This window comes from Paracoccus marinaquae (assembly GCF_018860165.1).
In the GTDB taxonomy this organism is placed as follows: domain Bacteria; phylum Pseudomonadota; class Alphaproteobacteria; order Rhodobacterales; family Rhodobacteraceae; genus Paracoccus; species Paracoccus marinaquae.
Window position 1 is genome coordinate 19995 of record NZ_JAHKNG010000028.1, and the last position, 18716, is coordinate 38710.

17 protein-coding genes are annotated in these 18716 nt (G+C 67.6%); 15 read left to right on the forward strand and 2 right to left on the reverse strand.

What is annotated here, in order from left to right:
• Nucleotides 1–15 precede the first annotated feature (15 nt).
• The 7 genes from KNW02_RS14335 to cysE all read left to right on the forward strand — a co-directional run bounded on the left by KNW02_RS14335 (nt 16) and on the right by cysE (nt 8093).
• Entirely contained in the window at nt 16–669 is a 654-nt protein-coding gene (locus KNW02_RS14335) for a phage tail tape measure protein (protein WP_216033970.1), read from the forward strand.
• A gap of 15 nt (nt 670–684) precedes the next feature.
• Nucleotides 685–1317 (forward strand): DUF2460 domain-containing protein, encoded by a 633-nt coding sequence (locus tag KNW02_RS14340; protein ID WP_216033971.1) that lies wholly within the window; start codon nt 685–687, stop codon nt 1315–1317.
• Nucleotides 1314–2153, forward strand: coding sequence for a DUF2163 domain-containing protein (locus tag KNW02_RS14345; protein ID WP_216033972.1), 840 nt, complete (start codon nt 1314–1316; stop codon nt 2151–2153). The genes KNW02_RS14340 and KNW02_RS14345 overlap by 4 nt, the downstream gene beginning before the upstream one ends.
• Nucleotides 2140–2574 carry a C40 family peptidase gene (locus tag KNW02_RS14350; protein WP_216033973.1) on the forward strand — a complete coding sequence of 145 codons (435 nt, stop codon included), beginning with the start codon at nt 2140–2142 and terminating at the stop codon, nt 2572–2574. The genes KNW02_RS14345 and KNW02_RS14350 overlap by 14 nt, the downstream gene beginning before the upstream one ends.
• 23 nt (nt 2575–2597) lie before the next feature.
• Nucleotides 2598–6485 carry a baseplate multidomain protein megatron gene (locus KNW02_RS14355; protein WP_216033974.1) on the forward strand — a complete coding sequence of 1296 codons (3888 nt, stop codon included), beginning with the start codon at nt 2598–2600 and terminating at the stop codon, nt 6483–6485.
• Nucleotides 6472–7185: a DUF2793 domain-containing protein gene (locus KNW02_RS14360; RefSeq protein WP_216033975.1), complete on the forward strand. Its 714-nt coding sequence runs from the start codon at nt 6472–6474 to the stop codon at nt 7183–7185. Before KNW02_RS14355 ends, KNW02_RS14360 begins: the two co-directional genes overlap by 14 nt.
• A gap of 80 nt (nt 7186–7265) precedes the next feature.
• Nucleotides 7266–8093, forward strand: a complete 828-nt coding sequence (gene cysE / locus KNW02_RS14365) for a serine O-acetyltransferase (RefSeq protein ID WP_252733897.1) — start codon at nt 7266–7268, stop codon at nt 8091–8093.
• On the opposite strand, the gene KNW02_RS14370 is transcribed toward cysE, so the two are convergent.
• Complete coding sequence (locus tag KNW02_RS14370; protein ID WP_216033976.1) at nt 8090–9148, reverse strand: quinone-dependent dihydroorotate dehydrogenase; 1059 nt, start codon at nt 9146–9148, stop codon at nt 8090–8092. The genes cysE and KNW02_RS14370 overlap by 4 nt on opposite strands.
• On the reverse strand, nt 9145–9480 hold the full coding sequence (locus KNW02_RS14375) for a DUF952 domain-containing protein (protein ID WP_216033977.1): 336 nt from the start codon (nt 9478–9480) through the stop codon (nt 9145–9147). The genes KNW02_RS14370 and KNW02_RS14375 overlap by 4 nt, the downstream gene beginning before the upstream one ends.
• A 120-nt stretch (nt 9481–9600) precedes the next feature.
• Between KNW02_RS14375 and KNW02_RS14380 the strand changes: the two genes are divergently transcribed.
• From KNW02_RS14380 to KNW02_RS14415, 8 genes are all read left to right on the forward strand, one after another.
• Nucleotides 9601–11202 carry a bifunctional metallophosphatase/5'-nucleotidase gene (locus KNW02_RS14380; RefSeq protein WP_216033978.1) on the forward strand — a complete coding sequence of 534 codons (1602 nt, stop codon included), beginning with the start codon at nt 9601–9603 and terminating at the stop codon, nt 11200–11202.
• A 99-nt stretch (nt 11203–11301) separates the two neighbouring features.
• A complete protein-coding gene (locus KNW02_RS14385; protein ID WP_216033979.1) occupies nt 11302–13155 on the forward strand; it encodes an ABC-F family ATP-binding cassette domain-containing protein in 1854 nt (617 codons plus the stop codon).
• Between the two features lie 123 nt (nt 13156–13278).
• The gene (locus KNW02_RS14390) at nt 13279–14031 is read left to right on the forward strand and encodes a MipA/OmpV family protein (RefSeq protein WP_216033980.1); all 753 of its coding nucleotides are present in this window, start codon (nt 13279–13281) and stop codon (nt 14029–14031) included.
• 177 nt (nt 14032–14208) lie between these two features.
• Nucleotides 14209–15378 carry an ABC transporter substrate-binding protein gene (locus tag KNW02_RS14395; RefSeq protein WP_216033981.1) on the forward strand — a complete coding sequence of 390 codons (1170 nt, stop codon included), beginning with the start codon at nt 14209–14211 and terminating at the stop codon, nt 15376–15378.
• Nucleotides 15379–15424: 46 nt separating this feature from the next.
• A complete protein-coding gene (locus KNW02_RS14400; protein WP_216033982.1) occupies nt 15425–16342 on the forward strand; it encodes a branched-chain amino acid ABC transporter permease in 918 nt (305 codons plus the stop codon).
• On the forward strand, nt 16339–17277 hold the full coding sequence (locus KNW02_RS14405) for a branched-chain amino acid ABC transporter permease (protein WP_216033983.1): 939 nt from the start codon (nt 16339–16341) through the stop codon (nt 17275–17277). Before KNW02_RS14400 ends, KNW02_RS14405 begins: the two co-directional genes overlap by 4 nt.
• Nucleotides 17274–18029 carry an ABC transporter ATP-binding protein gene (locus KNW02_RS14410; protein ID WP_216033984.1) on the forward strand — a complete coding sequence of 252 codons (756 nt, stop codon included), beginning with the start codon at nt 17274–17276 and terminating at the stop codon, nt 18027–18029. The genes KNW02_RS14405 and KNW02_RS14410 overlap by 4 nt, the downstream gene beginning before the upstream one ends.
• Nucleotides 18029–18715, forward strand: a complete 687-nt coding sequence (locus tag KNW02_RS14415; RefSeq protein ID WP_216033985.1) for an ABC transporter ATP-binding protein — start codon at nt 18029–18031, stop codon at nt 18713–18715. Before KNW02_RS14410 ends, KNW02_RS14415 begins: the two co-directional genes overlap by 1 nt.
• Nucleotide 18716 lies beyond the last annotated feature (1 nt).

Here is an 18716-nt window from a genome sequence, read left to right on the forward strand (position 1 = left end):
GCGGGGGCCATCAGCATGGCGGACAAGGACGGGTTCGGCGCGACGCTGGACCAGCTGGACGAGGGATTCGGGCAGAGCAGTCGCATGGCCGCCGAGTTCGAGGCGGAACTGGCGCGGCTGCGGCAGTCGATGGCCATTACCTCACGCGAGGTCGGCAGCTTGAGTTCGGGCATCGAAAGCGGTCTGCGCCGCGCCTTCGACGGGCTGATCTTCGACGGCATCAAGCTGTCCGAGGCGCTGAAGGGCATCGGGCGGTCGATCGCGGACAAGGTGTTCTCGATGGCGATGAAGCCGATGGAAAATGCGCTGGCGGGATCCCTCGCCGGCAGCGTCACGGGAATGCTGTCGGGTGCCTTGCCCTTCGCCGCGGGCGGGGCCTTCGTACAGGGCCGCGTCATGCCCTTCGCCAAGGGCGGGATCGTCAGCCAGCCCACGCATTTTCCGATGCGCGGCGCCACCGGGCTGATGGGCGAGGCCGGTCCCGAGGCGATCATGCCGTTGCGGCGCGGGGCCGATGGCCGGCTGGGTGTCGCGGCGGGTGGCGGTGGCCGGCTGGTCAATATCACGGTGAACGTGACCACCCCGGATGTCGCGGGCTTCCAGCGCAGCCAGTCGCAGATTGCCGCGCAACTGGGCCGGGCGCTGGCGCGCGGCGACCGCAACAACTGAACCAGGGAGGCAGGAATGGCTTTTCACGAGGTGAGGTTTCCGGCGAACCTGTCCTTCGGCTCGATCGGCGGCCCCGAGCGGCGCACCGAGATCGTCACGCTGGCCAGCGGCTTCGAGGAGCGGAACACGCCCTGGGCGCATGCACGGCGCCGCTATGACGCGGGGATGGGCTTGCGTTCGCTGGATGACCTGTCGGCGCTGGTGGTATTCTTCGAGGCGCGGGCCGGGCAGTTGCACGCTTTTCGCTGGAAGGACTGGTCGGACTTCAAAAGCTCTGCGCCCTCGCGCAGCCCGGTCTTCGACGATCAGGAGATCGCGCGCGGCGACGGCAATGCGGTGACTTTCGCACTCATCAAGACCTATGCGTCGGGACCGGCGCGCTATGCCCGGCCGATCACCAAGCCGGTGCAGGATACGGTGCGGGCGGGGATCGGCGGGGTCGAACGCTTTCCGGGCGAGGATTACGAGGTCGATCACGCAACGGGGCTGGTGACCTTCCGCGAGCCGCCCGAGCCCGGGGCGGCGGTGACGGCGGGCTTTGAATTCGATGTGCCGGTGCGCTTTGACACCGACCGGATCGCGGTTTCGGTGGCCGGTTTCCAGGCCGGCGAGGTGCCCCAGATTCCGGTTGTGGAGGTGCGGATATGACCACGACCACCACCTGCCGGGCCTGGGTGATCCGCCGCGGTGACGGGCTGACCCTGGGTTTCACCGACCATGACGCCCGGCTGCGCTTTGGCAATGTCACCTTCCGCCCGGATCACGGCATGAGCGCGCGGGCGCTGGTGCAGGGCTCGGGGCTGTCGGTCGACAATTCCGAGGCCGAGGGCGCGCTGTCCGACAATGCGATCACCGAAAGGGACCTGCTGGCCGGGCTGTGGGATGCGGCCGAGTTGAAGATGTGGGAGGTCGACTGGAGCGATCCTGCGCAACGGCGGCTGGTGTTCGCGGGCAGTCTGGGCGAAGTGTCGCGGTCGCGCGGGGCCTTTCGCGCCGAATTGCGGGGCCTGTCCGAGCCGCTGAACGCGCCGCAGGGCCGGGTTTACCACCCGCGCTGCTCGGCGCGGCTGGGTGATGGCGCCTGCGGCGTCGATCTGTCGGGGCCGGGGCTGCAGACGGAGCGCGCGGTCGAGGGATGCGAGGAGGGGCGGCTGTTCCGCTTTGCGGGTTTCCCGGCCTTCGACAAGGCGTGGTTCGAGCGCGGTGTCCTGCTGGTTCTGGATGGTGAGGCCGGGGGATTGCGCGGCACGGTCAAGAACGACATTGCCCTGCCGGGCGGCGGCCGCGAGGTCGAGTTGTGGCAGGGGCTGGGGATCGTGCCGAAACCCGGCGACCGCGTCCGGCTGACCGCGGGTTGCGACAAGCGCAGTGTCACCTGCCGGTTGAAGTTCGACAATTATCTGAATTTTCGGGGCTTCCCGCATCTGCCCAGCGAAGACTGGCTGCTGGCGCCGCAAGCAGGGGGCGGTCGTGGCGGATCCTGACCGCATCGTGGCGCTGGCCCGGGACTGGATCGGCACACCCTATGTCCATCAGGCCAGCGCAAAGGGGGCTGGCGCCGATTGCCTTGGGTTGATCCGGGGCATCTGGTGTGTGCTTTACGGGGCCGAGCCCGAGGCACCGCCGCCCTATACGCCGGATTGGGGCGAGTTCGGGGCAGATGAGCCGCTGCTGTCCGGGGCACTGCGGCATTTGCGGCCGGTTGCACAGGATGCGCCGCTGGCCGGGGCGGATGTGCTGCTGTTCCGCATGCGCGCGGGCGCGGTCGCCAAGCATCTGGGTATCGTCTCGGAAACCGGCCGCGCGCCGCGTTTCGTTCATGCCTATACCCATCATGGCGTCATCGAGAGCCCGCTGACCACACCCTGGCAGAGCCGGATTGCAGCCCGGTTCCGCTTTCCGTGAGATTCTGAAGCAAGGAGGCCGCGATGGCCACGATCCTGTTGTCCGCCGTGGGTGCGTCCATCGGCGGCGGGCTTGGCGGTGCCTTTCTGGGCCTGTCGGGTGCTGTCATCGGCCGCGCGGTTGGTGCGACGGTGGGGCGGATGATCGACCAACGGCTGCTGGGCGGCGGCTCGAAGGTGGTCGAGACCGGGCGGATCGACCGGCTGCGCCTGCAGACGGCGGGCGAGGGGGCGCCGATCCCGCGGCTTTGGGGCCAGATGCGGCTGCCCGGGCATGTCGTCTGGGCCTCGCCGCTGGACGAGATCCGCCGAACCGACAGCAGCGGCGGCGGCAAGGGTGCGCCGAAGACGACGGTGACGCAGATCAGCTATCGCCTGTCGGTGGCGCTGGCGCTGTGCGAGGGGCAGATCCTCGGCGTCGGCCGGGTCTGGGCGGATGGCGAGGAGGTCGCGGCGGCCGACCTGAACATGCGGGTCTATGCCGGAGACGGAGAGCAGATGCCCGATCCGGTCATCGCCGCGCATGAGGGCGAGGACGCGCCGGCCTATCGCGGTGTCGCCTATGTCGTGCTGGAGGATCTGAGCCTCGAACGCTGGGGCAACCGGATGCCGCAGCTGAGCTTCGAGGTGACCTGTCCGGCGCAGGATGGCAGCGGCCTGTGCCGCGACGTGCGGGCGGTGGCGCTGATCCCCGGCACCGGCGAATATGCGCTGGCGACAACGCCGGTGACACAGGACCTGGGATTGGGCGAGCATCGCTCGGTCAATGTCAACACGCCGATGGGCGGGACGGATTTCAGCGCCTCACTTGATGTCATGGGGCGCGAATTGCCCAATGTCGGCTCGGTCTCGCTGGTGGTGTCGTGGTTCGGCGACGATCTGCGGATCGGGCATTGCAGCCTGCGCCCCAAGGTCGAGCAGGGCGAGAGCGACGGCAGCGAGATGCCCTGGCGCGTGGCGGGCGTGACGCGGGGCGGGGCGCAGTCTGTTGCCCAGATCGACGGGCGGCCGGTCTATGGCGGCACGCCTGCGGACCGGTCGGTGATCGAGGCGCTGCGCGCGATTGCCGGCTCGGGGCGCCGGGCGGTGTTCTATCCCTTCATCCTGATGGAGCAACTGGCTGGCAATGGCCTGCCCGATCCCCATGGCGTCGGCGAACAGCCCGTCATGCCGTGGCGGGGAAGGATCACCACCTCGGTTGCCGCCGGGCAAGAGGGTTCACCCGACGGGACGCAGGCGGCGGCGGACGAGGTTGCGGCGTTTTTCGGAACCGCGCAGGCGGGGGATTTCAGCCGCACGGGCGACGGGGTCGGCTATCACGGGCCTGCCGAATGGTCCTATCGCCGCTTCATCCTGCATTACGCCCATCTCTGCGCGGCGGCGGGCGGGATCGATGCCTTCCTGATCGGCTCGGAGATGGTGGGCATGACCCGGATCCGGGGGCCGCAGAACGGCTATCCGGCGGTGGCGCAGTTGAGGCAACTGGCTGCGGATGTGCGCGCCGTTCTGGGGCCGGATGTGAAGATCGGCTATGCCGCCGACTGGTCGGAATATTTCGGCCACCATCCCGGCAATGGCGAATTGTTCTTTCATCTCGATCCGCTGTGGGCGGATGACAATATCGATTTCATCGGCATCGACAATTACATGCCGCTGTCCGACTGGCGCGAGGGCGAGGACCATCTGGACGCGCATTGGGGTCGGATCGACAACCCGGACTATCTGCAGGCGAATGTCTGCGGGGGCGAGGGTTACGACTGGTACTATGCCAGCCAGGCCGACCGCGACGCGCAGAGGCGTTCGCCGATTACCGATGGACGCTATGACGAGGCCTGGGTCTGGCGCTTCAAGGACATCACCAGCTGGTGGCAGAACCTGCATTACGACCGACCGGGGGGCCTGCGGTCGCCCGAGGCGACGGGCTGGGTGCCCGGATCAAAGCCGGTCTGGTTCACCGAATACGGCTGTGCGGCGCTGGACAAGGCGACGAACCAGCCGAACAAGTTCCTCGATGCCCATAGTTCGGAAAGCATGCTGCCGCATTACTCGAACGGGCGACGCGATGACGCGATTCAGGCGGCCTATCTGCGCGCGGTGACCGCCCATTGGTCGAAGCCGGAAAACAACCCTGCCATGGAGGATGGCGGACGGATGGTCGATCTGGACCGCGCCCATGTCTGGTGCTGGGACGCGCGGCCCTATCCGGCCTTTCCCGGCCGGCCGGATCTGTGGTCGGACGGGCCGGCATGGGAGCGCGGGCACTGGCTGAACGGCCGGGCCGGGGCGGTGACGCTGCCGGCGGTGGTCGGCGATATCTGTCGCATGGCCGGCATCGCCTCATATGACGCCAGCGCGCTGTCCGGGGTCGTGCGCGGCTATAGCCTGACCGGGGGTGAAAGCGGCCGGGCGGCGCTGCAACCGCTGATGCTGGCCCATGGCTTTGATGCGGTGGAACGCGAGGGTCGGCTGTGCTTTCGCATGCGCGATGGTCTGGCGACGGTTGCGATCGGGCCTGACGATCTGGCCGTGACCGAGGATCTGGCGGGGCTGGAAACCGTCCGTTCGGCCGAGCCCGGATTGGCCGGACGCCTGCGGCTGAGCCATGTCGAGGCGGGTGCCGATTATGCGGTGGCGACGGCCGAGACCAGCCTGCCCGACGCCGATCTGGAAACGGTCAGCGACAGCGAGTTTCCGATGGTCGCGACCCGCGCCGAGGGGCGCGCGATTGCCGAACGCTGGCTGTCCGAGGCGGTGCTGTCGCGCGACACGGCGCGGTTCGCGTTGCCGCCCTCGCGGGCGCATCTGGGGCCGGGTGATGTGGTGCGGATCGCGCAGCACGGGGTCGAGCCGCGCCGCTGGCGCATCGATCGGGTCGAGCGCGCGGGCGCGATCACCGTCGATGCCGTCCGGGTCGATCCGGGCGTCTATGTTCCGGCGGTGGCGACCGAGGACGAGACGGCGATCCGGCGCTATGCCCCGCCGATGCCGGTCCTGCCGGTGTTTCTGGACCTGCCGCTGCTGCGCGGCGACGAGGTGCCGCATGCGCCCTATCTGGCGGTGGCGGCGAAGCCGTGGCCGGGAACGGTCGCGGCCTATGCCTCGGTCGAGGAGGAAGGCGGGTATGAGTTGAACCTGCTGCTGGATCAGGGGGCGGTGATCGGCCGGACCGAGAGCGTGCTGCATCGCGCCCGCCCCGGCGTGATCGATCGCGGTGCGCCGCTGCGCATCCGGGTGAAGACGAATGCCCTGCGCTCGGTGACAGAGCGGGCACTGCTGGCCGGGGCGAATGCGCTGGCCATCGGCGACGGCTCGCCCGAGATGTGGGAGATCATGCAGTTCGGCCGGGCCGAACCGGTTGGCGGCGGCCTGTGGGAGGTCAGCCAGCGGCTGCGCGGGCAGGCCGGCAGCGATGCGATCATGCCCGATCTTTGGCCGGCGGGCAGCATGGTGGTCTTGCTGAACGGGGCGCCACGGCAGGTCAAGCTGCCGCCCGGCGCACGCGGGCAGGAACGCTTCTGGCGGATCGGCCCGGCGCTGCGGGCACCCGATGATTCCAGCTATCGCGCGCGGGTGACCGGGGCGCGGGGGATCGGGCTGCGCCCCTATGCGCCCTGTCACCTGCGCGCCGATGGCCGCAACCTCGGCTGGATCCGGCGCACGCGAAGCGATGGCGACGGCTGGGAGGGGCTGGAGGTGCCCTTGGGCGAGACCCGCGAAATCTATCTTTTGCGGATCACCCAGGGCGGGACGCAGGTGCACGAAGTGCAGCTGAGCCAGCCCGAATACACGGTGCCTGCCGATCTGTGGCAGAGCCTGTCGGCGGGCGGTGCCTTCAGCGTCGCCGTCGCCCAGATGTCGGACCAGTTCGGACCCGGCCCCTTTGTCAGGAGGATCTTCAATGCCGAGCCATGAGACCATGCGTCTGGCCATGCCCCTGCTGCAGCCCGCACAGGCGCAGAAACATGTCACGGTCAACGAGGCGCTGATGCGTCTCGACGGGCTGGTGAACCTGGTGCTGCAGAGCGTGACCACCGCCCAGCCGCCCGATGCCGTGATCGACGGGCAGTGCTGGGGCGTGCCGGGGACCGCGGCGGGCGACTGGTCGGGACAGGGCGGGAGGATCGCCATCGGCGCGAACGGCGGCTGGGTGTTTCTGCCACCTGGCGCCGGGATGCGCGCCTTCATCGCCGATCAGGGCGTCGGTGCTGTCCATGACGGGTCGGGCTGGGTTGCGGGTGCGCTGTCGCTGGGCGCGATGGGGTCTGCGATGATGGCCGGGTTTGCCGAGGGCGAGGTGACGGTCGGTGCGGGCGCAAGCTTTGACACCGGCATCGCCATTCCGGCGGGTGTCATGGTCCTTGGCGCTGTCGCGCGGGTCACCGAGGCGCTGACGGGCTCGTTGACCGGCTGGCGGCTGGGCACGGAGGGGGCCGCGAATCGCTTTGGCCAGGGGCTGGGCAAGGGCAAGAATTCATGGTCGCGCGGCATTCTGGGCACGCCGATGACCTATTACCAGTCCGAGACGCTGCAGATGACCGCAGAAGGCGGGGAATTCACCGGCGGCAAGGTCAGCCTTGCGGTCCATTGGTGGAGCCTGCGCCTGCCCGGATGAGACGACCGGGCGCCATCCGCGCCTTTCGTCCCACGCCGTTCTGAGCTAAGACTGGAACCCTGAAATAGCGGATGGTTCCGATGAACATGCAACAGAGCGGCAAGAAGCTATTGGATCTGGACCGGGATGCGGTCTGGGCTCAGGTCCGCGACGAAGCAAGTGCGGCCGTGCAGGACGAACCCCTGCTGGGCGCGCTGATCCATGCGGGCCTGCTGCATCACCACAGCCTCGAGGCGGCGCTGGCCTACCGGTTCTCGCTGAAGCTGGCCTCGGGCGAGATGAGCGAGCAGATCCTGCGCGAGATCGCGGATCAGGCCTATGCGACGACGCCGGCACTGGGGGACGCGGCGCGGGCCGATCTGCTGGCCGTCTATGACCGCGACCCGGCGACGCATCGGCTGATCCAGCCGATCCTGTTCTTCAAGGGCTTTCAGGCGTTGCAGGCCTATCGCATGGGGCACTGGCTGTGGCAGCAGGGCCGCCGTGACATGGCCTATTTCGTGCAGATGCGCTGCTCGGAATGCTTTGGGGTCGATATCCACCCGGCCGCGACGATCGGCAACGGGGTGATGATCGACCACGCCCATTCCATCGTCATCGGCGAGACGGCGGCGGTCGGCAACGATGTGTCGATGCTGCATTCGGTGACCCTTGGCGGCACCGGCAAGGAGGATGGCGACCGGCATCCGAAGATCGGCGACGGCGTCATGATCGGGGCCGGGGCGAAGGTGCTGGGCAATATCCGGATCGGCCATCACTCGCGTATCGCGGCGGGGTCGGTGGTCCTGCAGGAGGTGCCCGCCTGCAAGACCGTGGCGGGCGTTCCGGCGCGCGTGATCGGGGATGCGGGCTGTCCAGAACCCTCGCACAGCATGAACCAGTTGCTGGGGATCGACGAGTATTTCTAGAGCCAGTCCGCGACGCCGCTGCCCGTAAGTTCGGGCAGCGTCAGCCTGTCGCGTTCGAGCCGGGCGTCCAGTTCCTCGGTGATGCGCGTGGCAAGCGAGAAGCCCTGATAGATCAGTGCCGAATAGATCTGGATCGCCGAGGCCCCGGCGCGCAGCTTGTCCCATGCCTGCTGGGCCGAGCCGATGCCGCCGACGCCGATCAGCGGGATCTCTCCCTTCGTCTGCCGGTGAAGCCGCGCCAGAACGCCGGTCGCCCGCGCGAAAAGCGGGGCGCCCGACAGCCCGCCGGTTTCGGATTTCTGCGGGTCATGCAGCCCGTCGCGCGACAGGGTGGTGTTGGTGGCGATGATCGCATCGACCCGCGCCTCGCGGGCCACCGCCGCGATATCGGCCAGTCCGGCCTCATCCAGATCCGGGGCGATCTTGAGGAAGACCGGCGGTCGCACGGGCAGTGCGTCGCGCGCCGCCATCACGCCGCCCAGCAGCGCGGCCAGTGCCGCGGCCCCCTGAAGATCGCGCAGCCGTTCGGTATTGGGGGACGAGACGTTGACGGTCAGGAAATCGGCCGCCGCGCCCGCGACCCGCACCACTTGGGCGAAATCCGCCGCGCGGTCGGCGCTGTCCTTGTTCGCGCCGATATTCAGCCCCACCGGGATCCCGGCCGGTCGCGCCGCCAGACGTGGCGCGATCACCTCGACCCCCTCGTTGTTGAAGCCGAAGCGGTTGATGATCGCCCGTTCTCCGCTGAGCCGGAACAGTCGCGGCTTGGGGTTTCCGGGCTGCGGGCGCGGGGTTGCGGCGCCAAGCTCGATGAAGCCGAAGCCGGCCCGCATCAGCTGCGCCACGGCGCGCGCGTTCTTGTCGTATCCGGCGGCCAGCCCGACCGGGTTCGGCAGGTCCAGCCCGGCCAGCCGCAACCGCAGCCGGTCCGATGTGGCCGGCCCGCCGGGCAGCGGCACGAGACCCGAGGCCAGCGCCCTGATCGACAGGTCATGCGCGTGTTCGGGATCCAGCCGGTGCAGCGCCGCCAGCCCCAGTTTTTCCACCATGCTCATTCCAGGGGTCCCGTCCTGTGGCCGTCCGGGCCGAGGTCAATCGGTCGCGTCCAGCGGATATCGGCGATCCGCAGCGGGCGATAGAGATGCGGAAAGAGGTCGCCCCCGCGCGAAGGCTCCCACCGCAAAGCGTGGCCCATGGCCCCGGCATCGCAGGCCAGAAGCGTCAAGCTGTCCTCGCCCGCGAAATGCCGGGCCAGGGTTTCGGGCAGTTGCAGGGCGGTCGAGAAATGGACGAAGCCGTCGGCGACATCGACCGGCGCCCCGTCGGTCTGGCCGGCGGCCTGCAGTGCCGCCCATTCTTCCGCGCGAAAAATCTTGTAGATCAGCATGGTCGCATTTGCCGCCTCTGGTGGCCGGTGGTCAAGGCCGGGTCCACAGGATGTTTGACCGGCAACCGGGACTGCGCCAAGCTGGCGGCTGAATGACAGTGGGGTAGAAAGGAACCACGGATGACTCTCCGCTTCTTGACCGCCGTTTCGGCCGCCGCGCTTTTTGCCGGCGCGGCCCAGTCCGAAACCGTGCTGCATGTCCTGCACACGAACGATTTTCACAGCCGCATCGAATCGATCAACAAGTTCGACAGCACCTGCGACGCCGAGACCGAGGCGGCGGGCGAGTGTCTGGGCGGCTCGGCCCGGTTCGTCACCAAGATCGCCGAATTGCGCAAGCAGTTCGAGGCCGCGGGCGAGCCGGTGATCCTGCTGGATGCGGGCGACCAGTTCCAGGGCAGCCTGTTCTATACCACCTACAAGGGCAAGGTCGCGGCCGAGATGATGAACTCGCTCGGCTATGATGCCATGGCGGTGGGTAACCACGAATTCGACGACGGCCCCGAGACGCTGGCCGCCTTCATGGAAGCGGTCGAGTTTCCGGTGATCTCGGCCAATATCGACGCCTCGCAGGACGCCTCGCTGAAGGGCAAGCTGACCGGCAATACCATCATCGAGATCGGCGGCGACAAGATCGGCATTATCGGCGGTACCACGCTGGACACGCCCGAGATCGCTTCGCCCGGCGACGAAGTGATCTTCATGGACGATATCGAAAGCATCAAGGCCGATGTGCAGGAACTGACCGATCAGGGCGTGACCAAGATCATCGCGCTGACCCATGAGGGTTATCGGCGCGATCAGGAACTGGCGGCGGCGATCCCGGGACTGGATGCCGTGGTCGGCGGCCATTCGCACAGCCCGCTGGGCAATATGGAGAATGCCGAAGGCCCCTATCCGACCATGGTGGCGGGCGCCGATGGCGTCGAGGTGCCGGTGGTTCAGGCCTATGCCTATTCGAAATATCTGGGCCATCTGAAGCTGACCTTCGACGATGCCGGCACCCTGATTGCGGCCGAGGGCGAGCCGATCCTGATGGATGCCTCGGTGGTGCCCGATGAGGCCACGCTGGCGCGGATCAGGGACCTGGCCGCGCCCATCGACGAGCTGCGTGAAAAGGTCGTGGCCGAGACCGCCGCCCCGATCGACGGCGACCGGGTGAACTGCCGGGCGCGGGAATGCGAGATGGGCAATCTGGTGGCCGAGGCGATGCTGGACCGGGTGAAGGATCAGGGCATCAGCATCGCGATTGCCAATGGCGGCGGGCTGCGCGCCTCGATTGATGCCGGGCCGGTGACCATGGGCGAGGTCTATACGGTGCTGCCCTTCCAGAACACCCTGGCGACCTTCCAGCTGAGCGGCGCCGACGTGCTGGCCGCCCTGGAGAACGGTGCCAGCCAGATCGAGGAGGGCGCGGGCCGGTTCGCGCAGGTGGCCGGGCTGAAATACACCATCACCGCCGCGAACGAGCCGGGCAGCCGGGTCAGCGACGTGATGGTCGGCGCAGGCGAGGACTGGGCACCGCTGGATCCGGCGGCGACCTATGGCGTGGTCTCGAACAACTACATGCGCAGCGGCGGCGACGGCTATGCGATCTTCGCCAGCAATGCGGTCAATGCCTATGATTTCGGCCCCGATCTGGCCGAGGTGCTGGCCGATTACCTGGCCGCGCAGGGCGCCACCTATGCCCCCGCCCTTGACGGCCGCATCACCCTGAAGTGACCGGGGCAGGATCATGGCGCCGGGCAGGCCGCCCGGTGCCATGATCGCCGCGCGGCATGGCCCATTGACCAATCCCGGGCTTTGCGCCATGCCGCGCCCATGCTGCGCATCGACGACATATCATTCTCGATTCAGGGCCGGCCGCTGTTCGAGCACGCCTCGGCCACCATCCCCGAGGGCCACAAGGTCGGCCTTGTCGGCCCCAACGGCGCCGGCAAGACGACGCTGTTCCGGCTGATCCGTGGGGAACTGTCGCTGGATGGTGGCGCCATCTCGCTGCCCTCGCGCGCCCGGATCGGTGGTGTCGCGCAGGAGGCGCCGGGGACCGGGCGTTCGGTCCTGGAGACGGTGCTGGCCGAGGATCGCGAGCGTGCGGCGCTGCTGGCCGAGAGCCAGACCGCCACCGATCCGCATCGTATTGCCGAGATCCAGACCCGGCTGGCCGATATCGACGCCTGGTCGGCCGAGGCGCGGGCCGCCTCGATCCTTGACGGGCTGGGCTTCTCGACCGCCGATCAGGCCCGGCCGACCGCCGATTTCTCGGGCGGCTGGCGGATGCGGGTGGCGCTGGCCGGCGTGCTGTTCGCGCAGCCCGACCTGCTGCTGCTGGACGAGCCGACGAACTATCTGGATCTCGAAGGCGCGCTGTGGCTGGAAACCTATCTGGCCCGCTATCCCTATACGGTCATCATCATCAGCCATGACCGCGATCTTCTGAACCGCGCCGTGGGCCATATCCTGGATCTCGAGGACCGGCGGCTGACGCTTTACACCGGCGGTTACGACGGTTTCGCGCGTCTGCGGGCCGAACGCCGCGCCCTGCAGACGGCCGAGGCCAAGAAGCAGCAGGCCCGGCGCGAACATCTGCAAAGCTTCGTCGACCGGTTCCGCGCCAAGGCGACCAAGGCCCGGCAGGCCCAGTCGCGCATCAAGATGCTGGCGAAGATGGAGCCGATCACCGCCCCCGAACAGGCAAAGTTCCATCGCTTCGGATTCCCGCAGCCCGAGGAACTGTCGCCGCCGATCGTGGCGATGGAGGCGGTGGCGGTCGGCTATGGCGACCGGGCGGTCTTGCACCGGCTGAACCTGCGCATCGATCAGGACGACCGGATCGCGCTGCTGGGCCGGAACGGGCAGGGGAAATCGACGCTGTCGAAACTTCTGGCCGAGCGGCTTGGCACGATGGCGGGCCGGCTGACCCGGTCGGGCAGGCTGCGGGTCGGCTATTTCGCCCAGCATCAGGTGGACGAACTGTCACTGGCCGAGACCCCGCTGGACCATGTCCGCCGGCTGCGCCCGGACGAGGCGCCGGCGAAACTGCGCGCCCGGCTGGCCGGGTTCGGGCTGATGGAGGCGCAGGCTGAAACCAGGGTGGGTCAGCTTTCGGGTGGTCAGAAGGCGCGGCTGTCGCTGCTGGTCGCCACCATCGACGCGCCGCATCTGCTGGTGCTGGACGAGCCCACGAACCATCTGGACATCGAAAGCCGCGAGGCCCTGTCCGAGGCGCTGAACGACTATACCGGCGCGGTGGTGCTGGTCAGCCATGACATGCATCTTCTGGGGCTGGTCGCCGACCGGCTGTGGCTGGTCAATGACGGCGCGGTGACGGCCTATGAGGGCGATCTGGACGATTACCGCCGTTTCCTGCTGGCCGGCGACGAGGCGGCGAAGCCGAAATCCGCGCCGCAACTGAGGCCGGCGCCGAAACGGCCGCCCCGCGATGAGTTGCAGGCGCTGCGATCCGAGGTGCGCAAGGCCGAGGATCGGGTCGAGAAACTGACCGAGATGCTGGAAAAGCTTGATCTGAAGCTGGCCGATCCCGATATCTATCAGAACCCCGCCGAGGCCGAGAAATGGGGCCGCAAGCATGCCGAGGCGGTCGAGGCGATGGCGCGGGCGGAAAGTATCTGGATGAATGCGCTGGAAAATCTGGAACTGGCCGAAAAGGCGTAGGATTGTTGCCGAAATGTGCCGCCTGCCCGTCGATGGTGTAAAATCCCCGTGACGGCATTGCGTGCCGCCCCGATTCGCACCTAGACGACCCTCGATTGTTCCGCGCCCTTCCGGGAGTAACCGATGAAAAAAGCTCTGGTGCTTGCTGTTCTGTGTGCCTCGCTGGCGACGGCGGCGGATGCGCAGGATCTGAAATTCGGTGACCGCTGGGGCACGCTGTCGGCGGATATCGGGCTTGGCGCGTCTTACGGCGCCATCTATCCCGGCGCCCAGGACAATGAGTTCAGCCCCTGGATCGTCCTGCGCAATGCCAGCTTTGGCGCGCCGGGCAAGGGGGATCTGGACGGCTTCACGATCCTTCCGAGCTTCGGCTATGCCGGCGAGCGCAAGGAAAGCGATGACGAGGCGCTGCGCGGCATGGGTGACATCAGCGCGGCCTACGAGTTCGGCGCCCAGGTCAGCTATGGCTACGGCCCGGTGAACGCCTATGTCCGCACGCTGCAGGGCTTTGGCGGCCATCACGGGATCACCGGCGAGGTCGGGGTCCGCTATCGCAGCGAGATCAACGACCGGCTGACCCTGTGGTCCACGCTCGAGACGACCTATGGCGATTCCGAATTCGTCGAGACTTATTTCGGTGTCTCCGGCAGCCAGTCCCTGTCCAGCGGCAACCCGGTCTATGAGCCGGGCGGCGGCTTCACCATGGCCGCGGCCAGGGTCACCGCGCGCTATGCCCTGGGCGAGAAGACCGCGCTGACCGGCGAGGTCGAATATGGCCGCCTGATCGGCGATGCCGCGGATTCGCCGATCGTCCAGGATCGGAACCAGTCGGTCATCCGGCTGGGCATCACCCGCAACTTCTCGTTCGGGTTCTGACCGCCTTTTCCCTTGCAGGATTGCCGCATTGAGGCCACGCCCTGATGGTGCGTGGCTTCGGCGCTTCTATTTTAAGCCTGAAATATCTTCTTGACTCACCCATCGCCATTGGTCGTTGTAGGGGGAAGGCACAAACGGGCGGCGGCTAACGCGGCCCATGGCAACAGGAAGGTAAACATGACCCATTCGAGGACGCTTCTGGCCTTGCTGGCCGCGACCACATGCCTTGCCGGCCCGGCGGCCGCGCAGGAAGGCGAGACGCTGAAGATCGGGCTGGTCTTCACCCTGTCCGGCCCCGCCGCCGTTCTGGGCGAGATGGGGCGCGACGGCTTCCTGCTGGCGGCCGAGGAGATCGGTGATCTGGGCGGTCTGGCGACCGAGATCATCGTGGTCGATGACGAGCAGAAGCCCGATATCGCCGCCAACAAGGCCCGCGAACTGGTCGAGCGCGACGGTGTCGATATCGTGGTCGGGCCGATCTTCTCGAACATCCTCGGCGCGATCCAGAAACCCGTGACCGATGCCGGCGCGATCCTGATCAGCCCCAATGCCGGCACCTCGAACTATGCCGGCGCCGAGTGCAACCGGAACTTCTTCGTCACCTCCTATCAGAACGACCAGATGCACGAGGTGATGGGCGCCTATGCGCAGGAACAGGGCTATGACAACGTCTTCCTGCTGGCGCCGAACTATCAGGCCGGCAAGGACAGCCTCGCGGGCTTCAAGCACAGCTATACCGGCGGCGTCGCGGGCGAGATCTTCACCCAGCTGGGCCAGCTGGACTATCAGGCGGAACTGGCGCAGATCGCGGCCATGCAGCCCGACGCGGTGTTCGCCTTCATGCCCGGCGGCATGGGCGTGAACCTGGTCAAGCAATACCGGCAGGCCGGGCTGGAGACGATCCCGTTCCTGTCGGCCTTCACGGTGGACGAATCGACCCTGCCCGCCCAGCAGGATGCGGCGCTTGGCTTCTTTGGCGGCTCGAACTGGGCGCCCGACATGGACACGCCCGAGAACAAGGCCTTCGTCGCGGCCTATGAGGCGAAATACGGCAAGGTGCCGGCGACCTATGCGATGCAGGCCTATGACGCCGCGCATCTGATCGACGGCGCCATCCGCGCGGCCGGCGGCGTGGCCGACAAGGAGGCGCTGATCGCGGCGCTGGAGACGGCGCCCTTCACCTCGGTCCGCGGCGATTTCAGCTTTGGACCGAACCACTATCCGATCCAGGACTTCTACCTGACCGAGGTGGTCAAGCGCGAGGACGGCAATTACGCCACCTCGGTCGTCAAGAAGATCTTCGACGACTATCAGGACAACTATGTCGGCGACTGCCAGATGAACTGAACCGGCAGGGGGGCGTGACACGCCCCCTCTGCATCGGGACGCGCGCATGACCAGCCTGTTTCTGCTTCAGCTTCTGAACGGGGTGCAGTTCGGCATCCTGCTGTTCCTGATCGCCGCCGGCCTGACGCTGGTCTTCGGGATCATGGATTTCGTGAACCTCGCCCATGGCGTCATCTACATGGTCGGCGCCTATCTGGTGGTCAGCTTCACGCAGATGACCGGCAGTTACGGGCTGGGCCTGCTGCTGGTACTGCCGGCCACGCTGCTGTTCGGTCTGGCGCTGGAACTGCTGGTGTTCCGCAAGCTGTATGACCGGCCGCATCTGGATCAGGTGCTGGCGACCTTCGGCCTGGTCATGATCATCACCGAGGCGGTCGAGATCATCTGGGGCGCCGCGCCGCTGTCGGTGCCGATGCCCGAGGCGCTGTCGGGCTCGATCCCGCTGATCGCGCCGCTGCGCTATCCGGTGTTCCGGCTGGTGGTGATCGGGGTCGGGCTGCTGACCGCATTGGGGCTGTGGCTGGTCATCACCCGCACGCGGATCGGCATGCGGCTGCGGGCCGGGGCGACCAACCGGGCGATGGTCGCGGCGCTCGGGGTCGACATCAAGCGGCTGTTCACCCTGATCTTCGCCTTCGGCGCCATGCTGGCGGGCTTTGCCGGCGCGATGGTCGCGCCGATCCTGACCGTCGATCCGGGCATGGGCGAAAGCGTGCTGATCCTGGCCTTCGTGGTCATCGTGATCGGCGGCATCGGCTCGGTGAAGGGGGCCTTCGCGGGCGCGCTGCTGGTCGGGCTGGTGGATACGCTGGGGCGCAGCTTCGGGCCGATCGTGCTGCGCGCCTTCCTTGAACCGGCGGCGGCCGGGCAGGCGGGCAGGGTGCTTGCGCCGATGCTGGTCTATATCCTGATGGCGGTGATCCTTGCGCTGCGGCCCGCCGGCCTGTTCGGGGCCCGGACATGAGGCTGATCCCGACCCGGGCCTGGGCGGCCACGATCCTGTTTGCCGCCTTCGCGGCCCTGCCCCTGATCGCCGGCGCGCTTGAGGACAGCTATCTGATCGTCGTCGCCACCCGCATCCTGGCCTATGCCATCGCCGCCCTGGCGCTGGATCTGATCCTTGGCTATGGCGGGCTGGTCAGCTTTGGCCATGCCGCCTATCTGGGCATCGGCGCCTATGCGGTGGCGATCCTGAACCGCGCGGGCGTCACCGACCTGGGCCTGCACCTGCTGGCCGCGATCCTTGGCGCTGCGGTCTTTGCGCTGGTCACCGGGGCGATCTCGCTGCGCACGCGCGGCATCTATTTCATCATGATCACGCTGGCCTTCGCGCAGATGGCCTATTTCTTCTTCGTCTCGCTGTCGGCCTATGGCGGCGATGACGGGGTGACGCTGCGGGCGCGTTCGACCCTGTTCGGCCGGCCGCTGCTGGAGGATGACACGGCGCTTTATTACACGGCGCTCGTGCTGCTTCTGGGCCTGTACCTGCTGGCCGTCGCCATCACCCGGTCGCGCTTTGGCCGGGTGCTGACCGGCGCGCGCGAGAACCCGGTCAGGATGCGGGCCATCGGCTTTTCGCCCTTTCGCTATCAACTGACCGCCTATGTCATTTCGGGCTGCATGGCGGCGGTGGCAGGGGTGATGCTGGCCAATCAGGCCAGCTATGTCTCGCCCGCCTTCATGAACTGGCACCGCTCGGGCGAACTGGTGGTGATGGTGGTCTTCGGCGGCGTCGGCAACCTGCTGGGTGCTGTCGCCGGGGCCACCATCGCCCTGCTGCTTGAGGAATGGCTGGCGGTCCTGACCGATCACTGGCCGATCCTGTTCGGAACCGTCCTGATCCTCGTGGTGCTCTATTCCCGCGACGGTCTGGCCGGGTTCTTCCGGAGGCGGTCATGAGCCTGCTGGAGGTCAGGGGGCTGCGCAAATCCTATGGCGCGCTGAAGGTCACCGACGATCTGAACCTGTCGGTCGAAGCCGGCGAACTCCACGCCATCATCGGGCCGAACGGCGCCGGCAAATCGACGCTGATCGCGCAACTGTCGGGGCAGGCGGGGTCGGATGGCGGCTCGGTCCGCTTCGACGGGACCGAGATGACCGGCCTGCCGATGCACCGCCGGGTGCGCGCGGGCATGTCGCGCAGCTTTCAGATCACCTCGATCCTGCCGGGGTTCACGGCGCTGGACAACGTGGCGGTGGCGGTGCAGGCGCGCCGGGGTTCCAGCTTTCGCTTCTTCACGCCGGTCGCGCAGGAACACGCGCTGAACGAGGCGGCGCTTGAGGCGCTGAACCGTGTCGGCATCGCCGACCGCGCCTTCTTCCGCGCCGGCAGCCTGTCGCATGGCGAGAAACGGCAACTGGAACTGGCCATCGCGCTGGCCACCCGGCCGCGCCTGCTGTTGCTGGACGAGCCTCTGGCCGGGACCAGCGGGCAGGAGGCCGACCGGCTGGTCGAGGTCATGCGCAGCCTCAAGGGCGATGTGACGCAGGTGCTGATCGAACATGACATGGATGCGGTCTTTGCGCTGGCCGACCGGATCAGCGTGCTGGTCTATGGCCGCATCATCGCCACCGGCACCCCGGACGAGATCCGGGGCGATCCCGCGGTGCGCGCCGCCTATCTGGGCGAAGAAGCCGGGGAGGGCGGCTGATGCTGCGGGTCGAGGGGCTGCAGGCGGCTTACGGCGAAAGCCAGGTTCTGCACGACATCGGCTTCGAGGTCGGCGAGGGCGAGGTCGTGACCCTGCTGGGGCGCAACGGCATGGGCAAGACGACGACGATCAGCACCGTCTTCGGGCTGCTGCCGGCCCGCGCCGGCCGGGTCGAGATCGGCGGGCAGGACATGACCAACGCCGCGCCGCATCGCATCGCCCGCGCCGGTCTGGGGCTGGTGCCCGAGGGCCGGCAGGTATTTCCGACGCTGGACGTGCGCGAGAACCTGATCGCCATGGCCCGGCCCGGCCACTGGGTTCTCGACAAGGTTCTGGCCCTGTTCCCCCGCCTGGCCGAGCGCATGGGCCATCGCGGCAACCAGTTGTCGGGCGGCGAGCAGCAGATGCTGGCCATCGGGCGCGCGCTGATGACCAATCCGCGGCTGATGGTGCTGGACGAGGCGACCGAGGGGCTGGCGCCGCTGATCCGCGACGAGATCTGGGCCTGCCTGACCCGGTTGAAATCCGAGGGCGAATCGATTCTGATCATCGACAAGAACGTGGATGCGCTGACCCGCTTTGCCGATCGCCACGTGGTGATCGAGAAGGGGCGCGTCGTCTGGTCGGGCGATAATGCCGCATTGCGCAGCACACCCGAAATCAAGGAACGTTTCCTGCATGTCTGAA

Coding starts and splice junctions, on each gene's coding strand:
- KNW02_RS14335 (WP_216033970.1), top strand. CDS start 16: ATGGCGGACAAGGACGGGTTCGGCGCGACGCTGGACCAGCTGGACGAG.
- KNW02_RS14340 (WP_216033971.1), top strand. CDS start 685: ATGGCTTTTCACGAGGTGAGGTTTCCGGCGAACCTGTCCTTCGGCTCG.
- KNW02_RS14345 (WP_216033972.1), top strand. CDS start 1,314: ATGACCACGACCACCACCTGCCGGGCCTGGGTGATCCGCCGCGGTGAC.
- KNW02_RS14355 (WP_216033974.1), top strand. CDS start 2,598: ATGGCCACGATCCTGTTGTCCGCCGTGGGTGCGTCCATCGGCGGCGGG.
- KNW02_RS14360 (WP_216033975.1), top strand. CDS start 6,472: ATGCCGAGCCATGAGACCATGCGTCTGGCCATGCCCCTGCTGCAGCCC.
- cysE (WP_252733897.1), top strand. CDS start 7,266: ATGAACATGCAACAGAGCGGCAAGAAGCTATTGGATCTGGACCGGGAT.
- KNW02_RS14370 (WP_216033976.1), bottom strand. CDS start 9,148: ATGAGCATGGTGGAAAAACTGGGGCTGGCGGCGCTGCACCGGCTGGAT.
- KNW02_RS14375 (WP_216033977.1), bottom strand. CDS start 9,480: ATGCTGATCTACAAGATTTTTCGCGCGGAAGAATGGGCGGCACTGCAG.
- KNW02_RS14380 (WP_216033978.1), top strand. CDS start 9,601: ATGACTCTCCGCTTCTTGACCGCCGTTTCGGCCGCCGCGCTTTTTGCC.
- KNW02_RS14385 (WP_216033979.1), top strand. CDS start 11,302: ATGCTGCGCATCGACGACATATCATTCTCGATTCAGGGCCGGCCGCTG.
- KNW02_RS14390 (WP_216033980.1), top strand. CDS start 13,279: ATGAAAAAAGCTCTGGTGCTTGCTGTTCTGTGTGCCTCGCTGGCGACG.
- KNW02_RS14395 (WP_216033981.1), top strand. CDS start 14,209: ATGACCCATTCGAGGACGCTTCTGGCCTTGCTGGCCGCGACCACATGC.
- KNW02_RS14400 (WP_216033982.1), top strand. CDS start 15,425: ATGACCAGCCTGTTTCTGCTTCAGCTTCTGAACGGGGTGCAGTTCGGC.
- KNW02_RS14405 (WP_216033983.1), top strand. CDS start 16,339: ATGAGGCTGATCCCGACCCGGGCCTGGGCGGCCACGATCCTGTTTGCC.
- KNW02_RS14410 (WP_216033984.1), top strand. CDS start 17,274: ATGAGCCTGCTGGAGGTCAGGGGGCTGCGCAAATCCTATGGCGCGCTG.
- KNW02_RS14415 (WP_216033985.1), top strand. CDS start 18,029: ATGCTGCGGGTCGAGGGGCTGCAGGCGGCTTACGGCGAAAGCCAGGTT.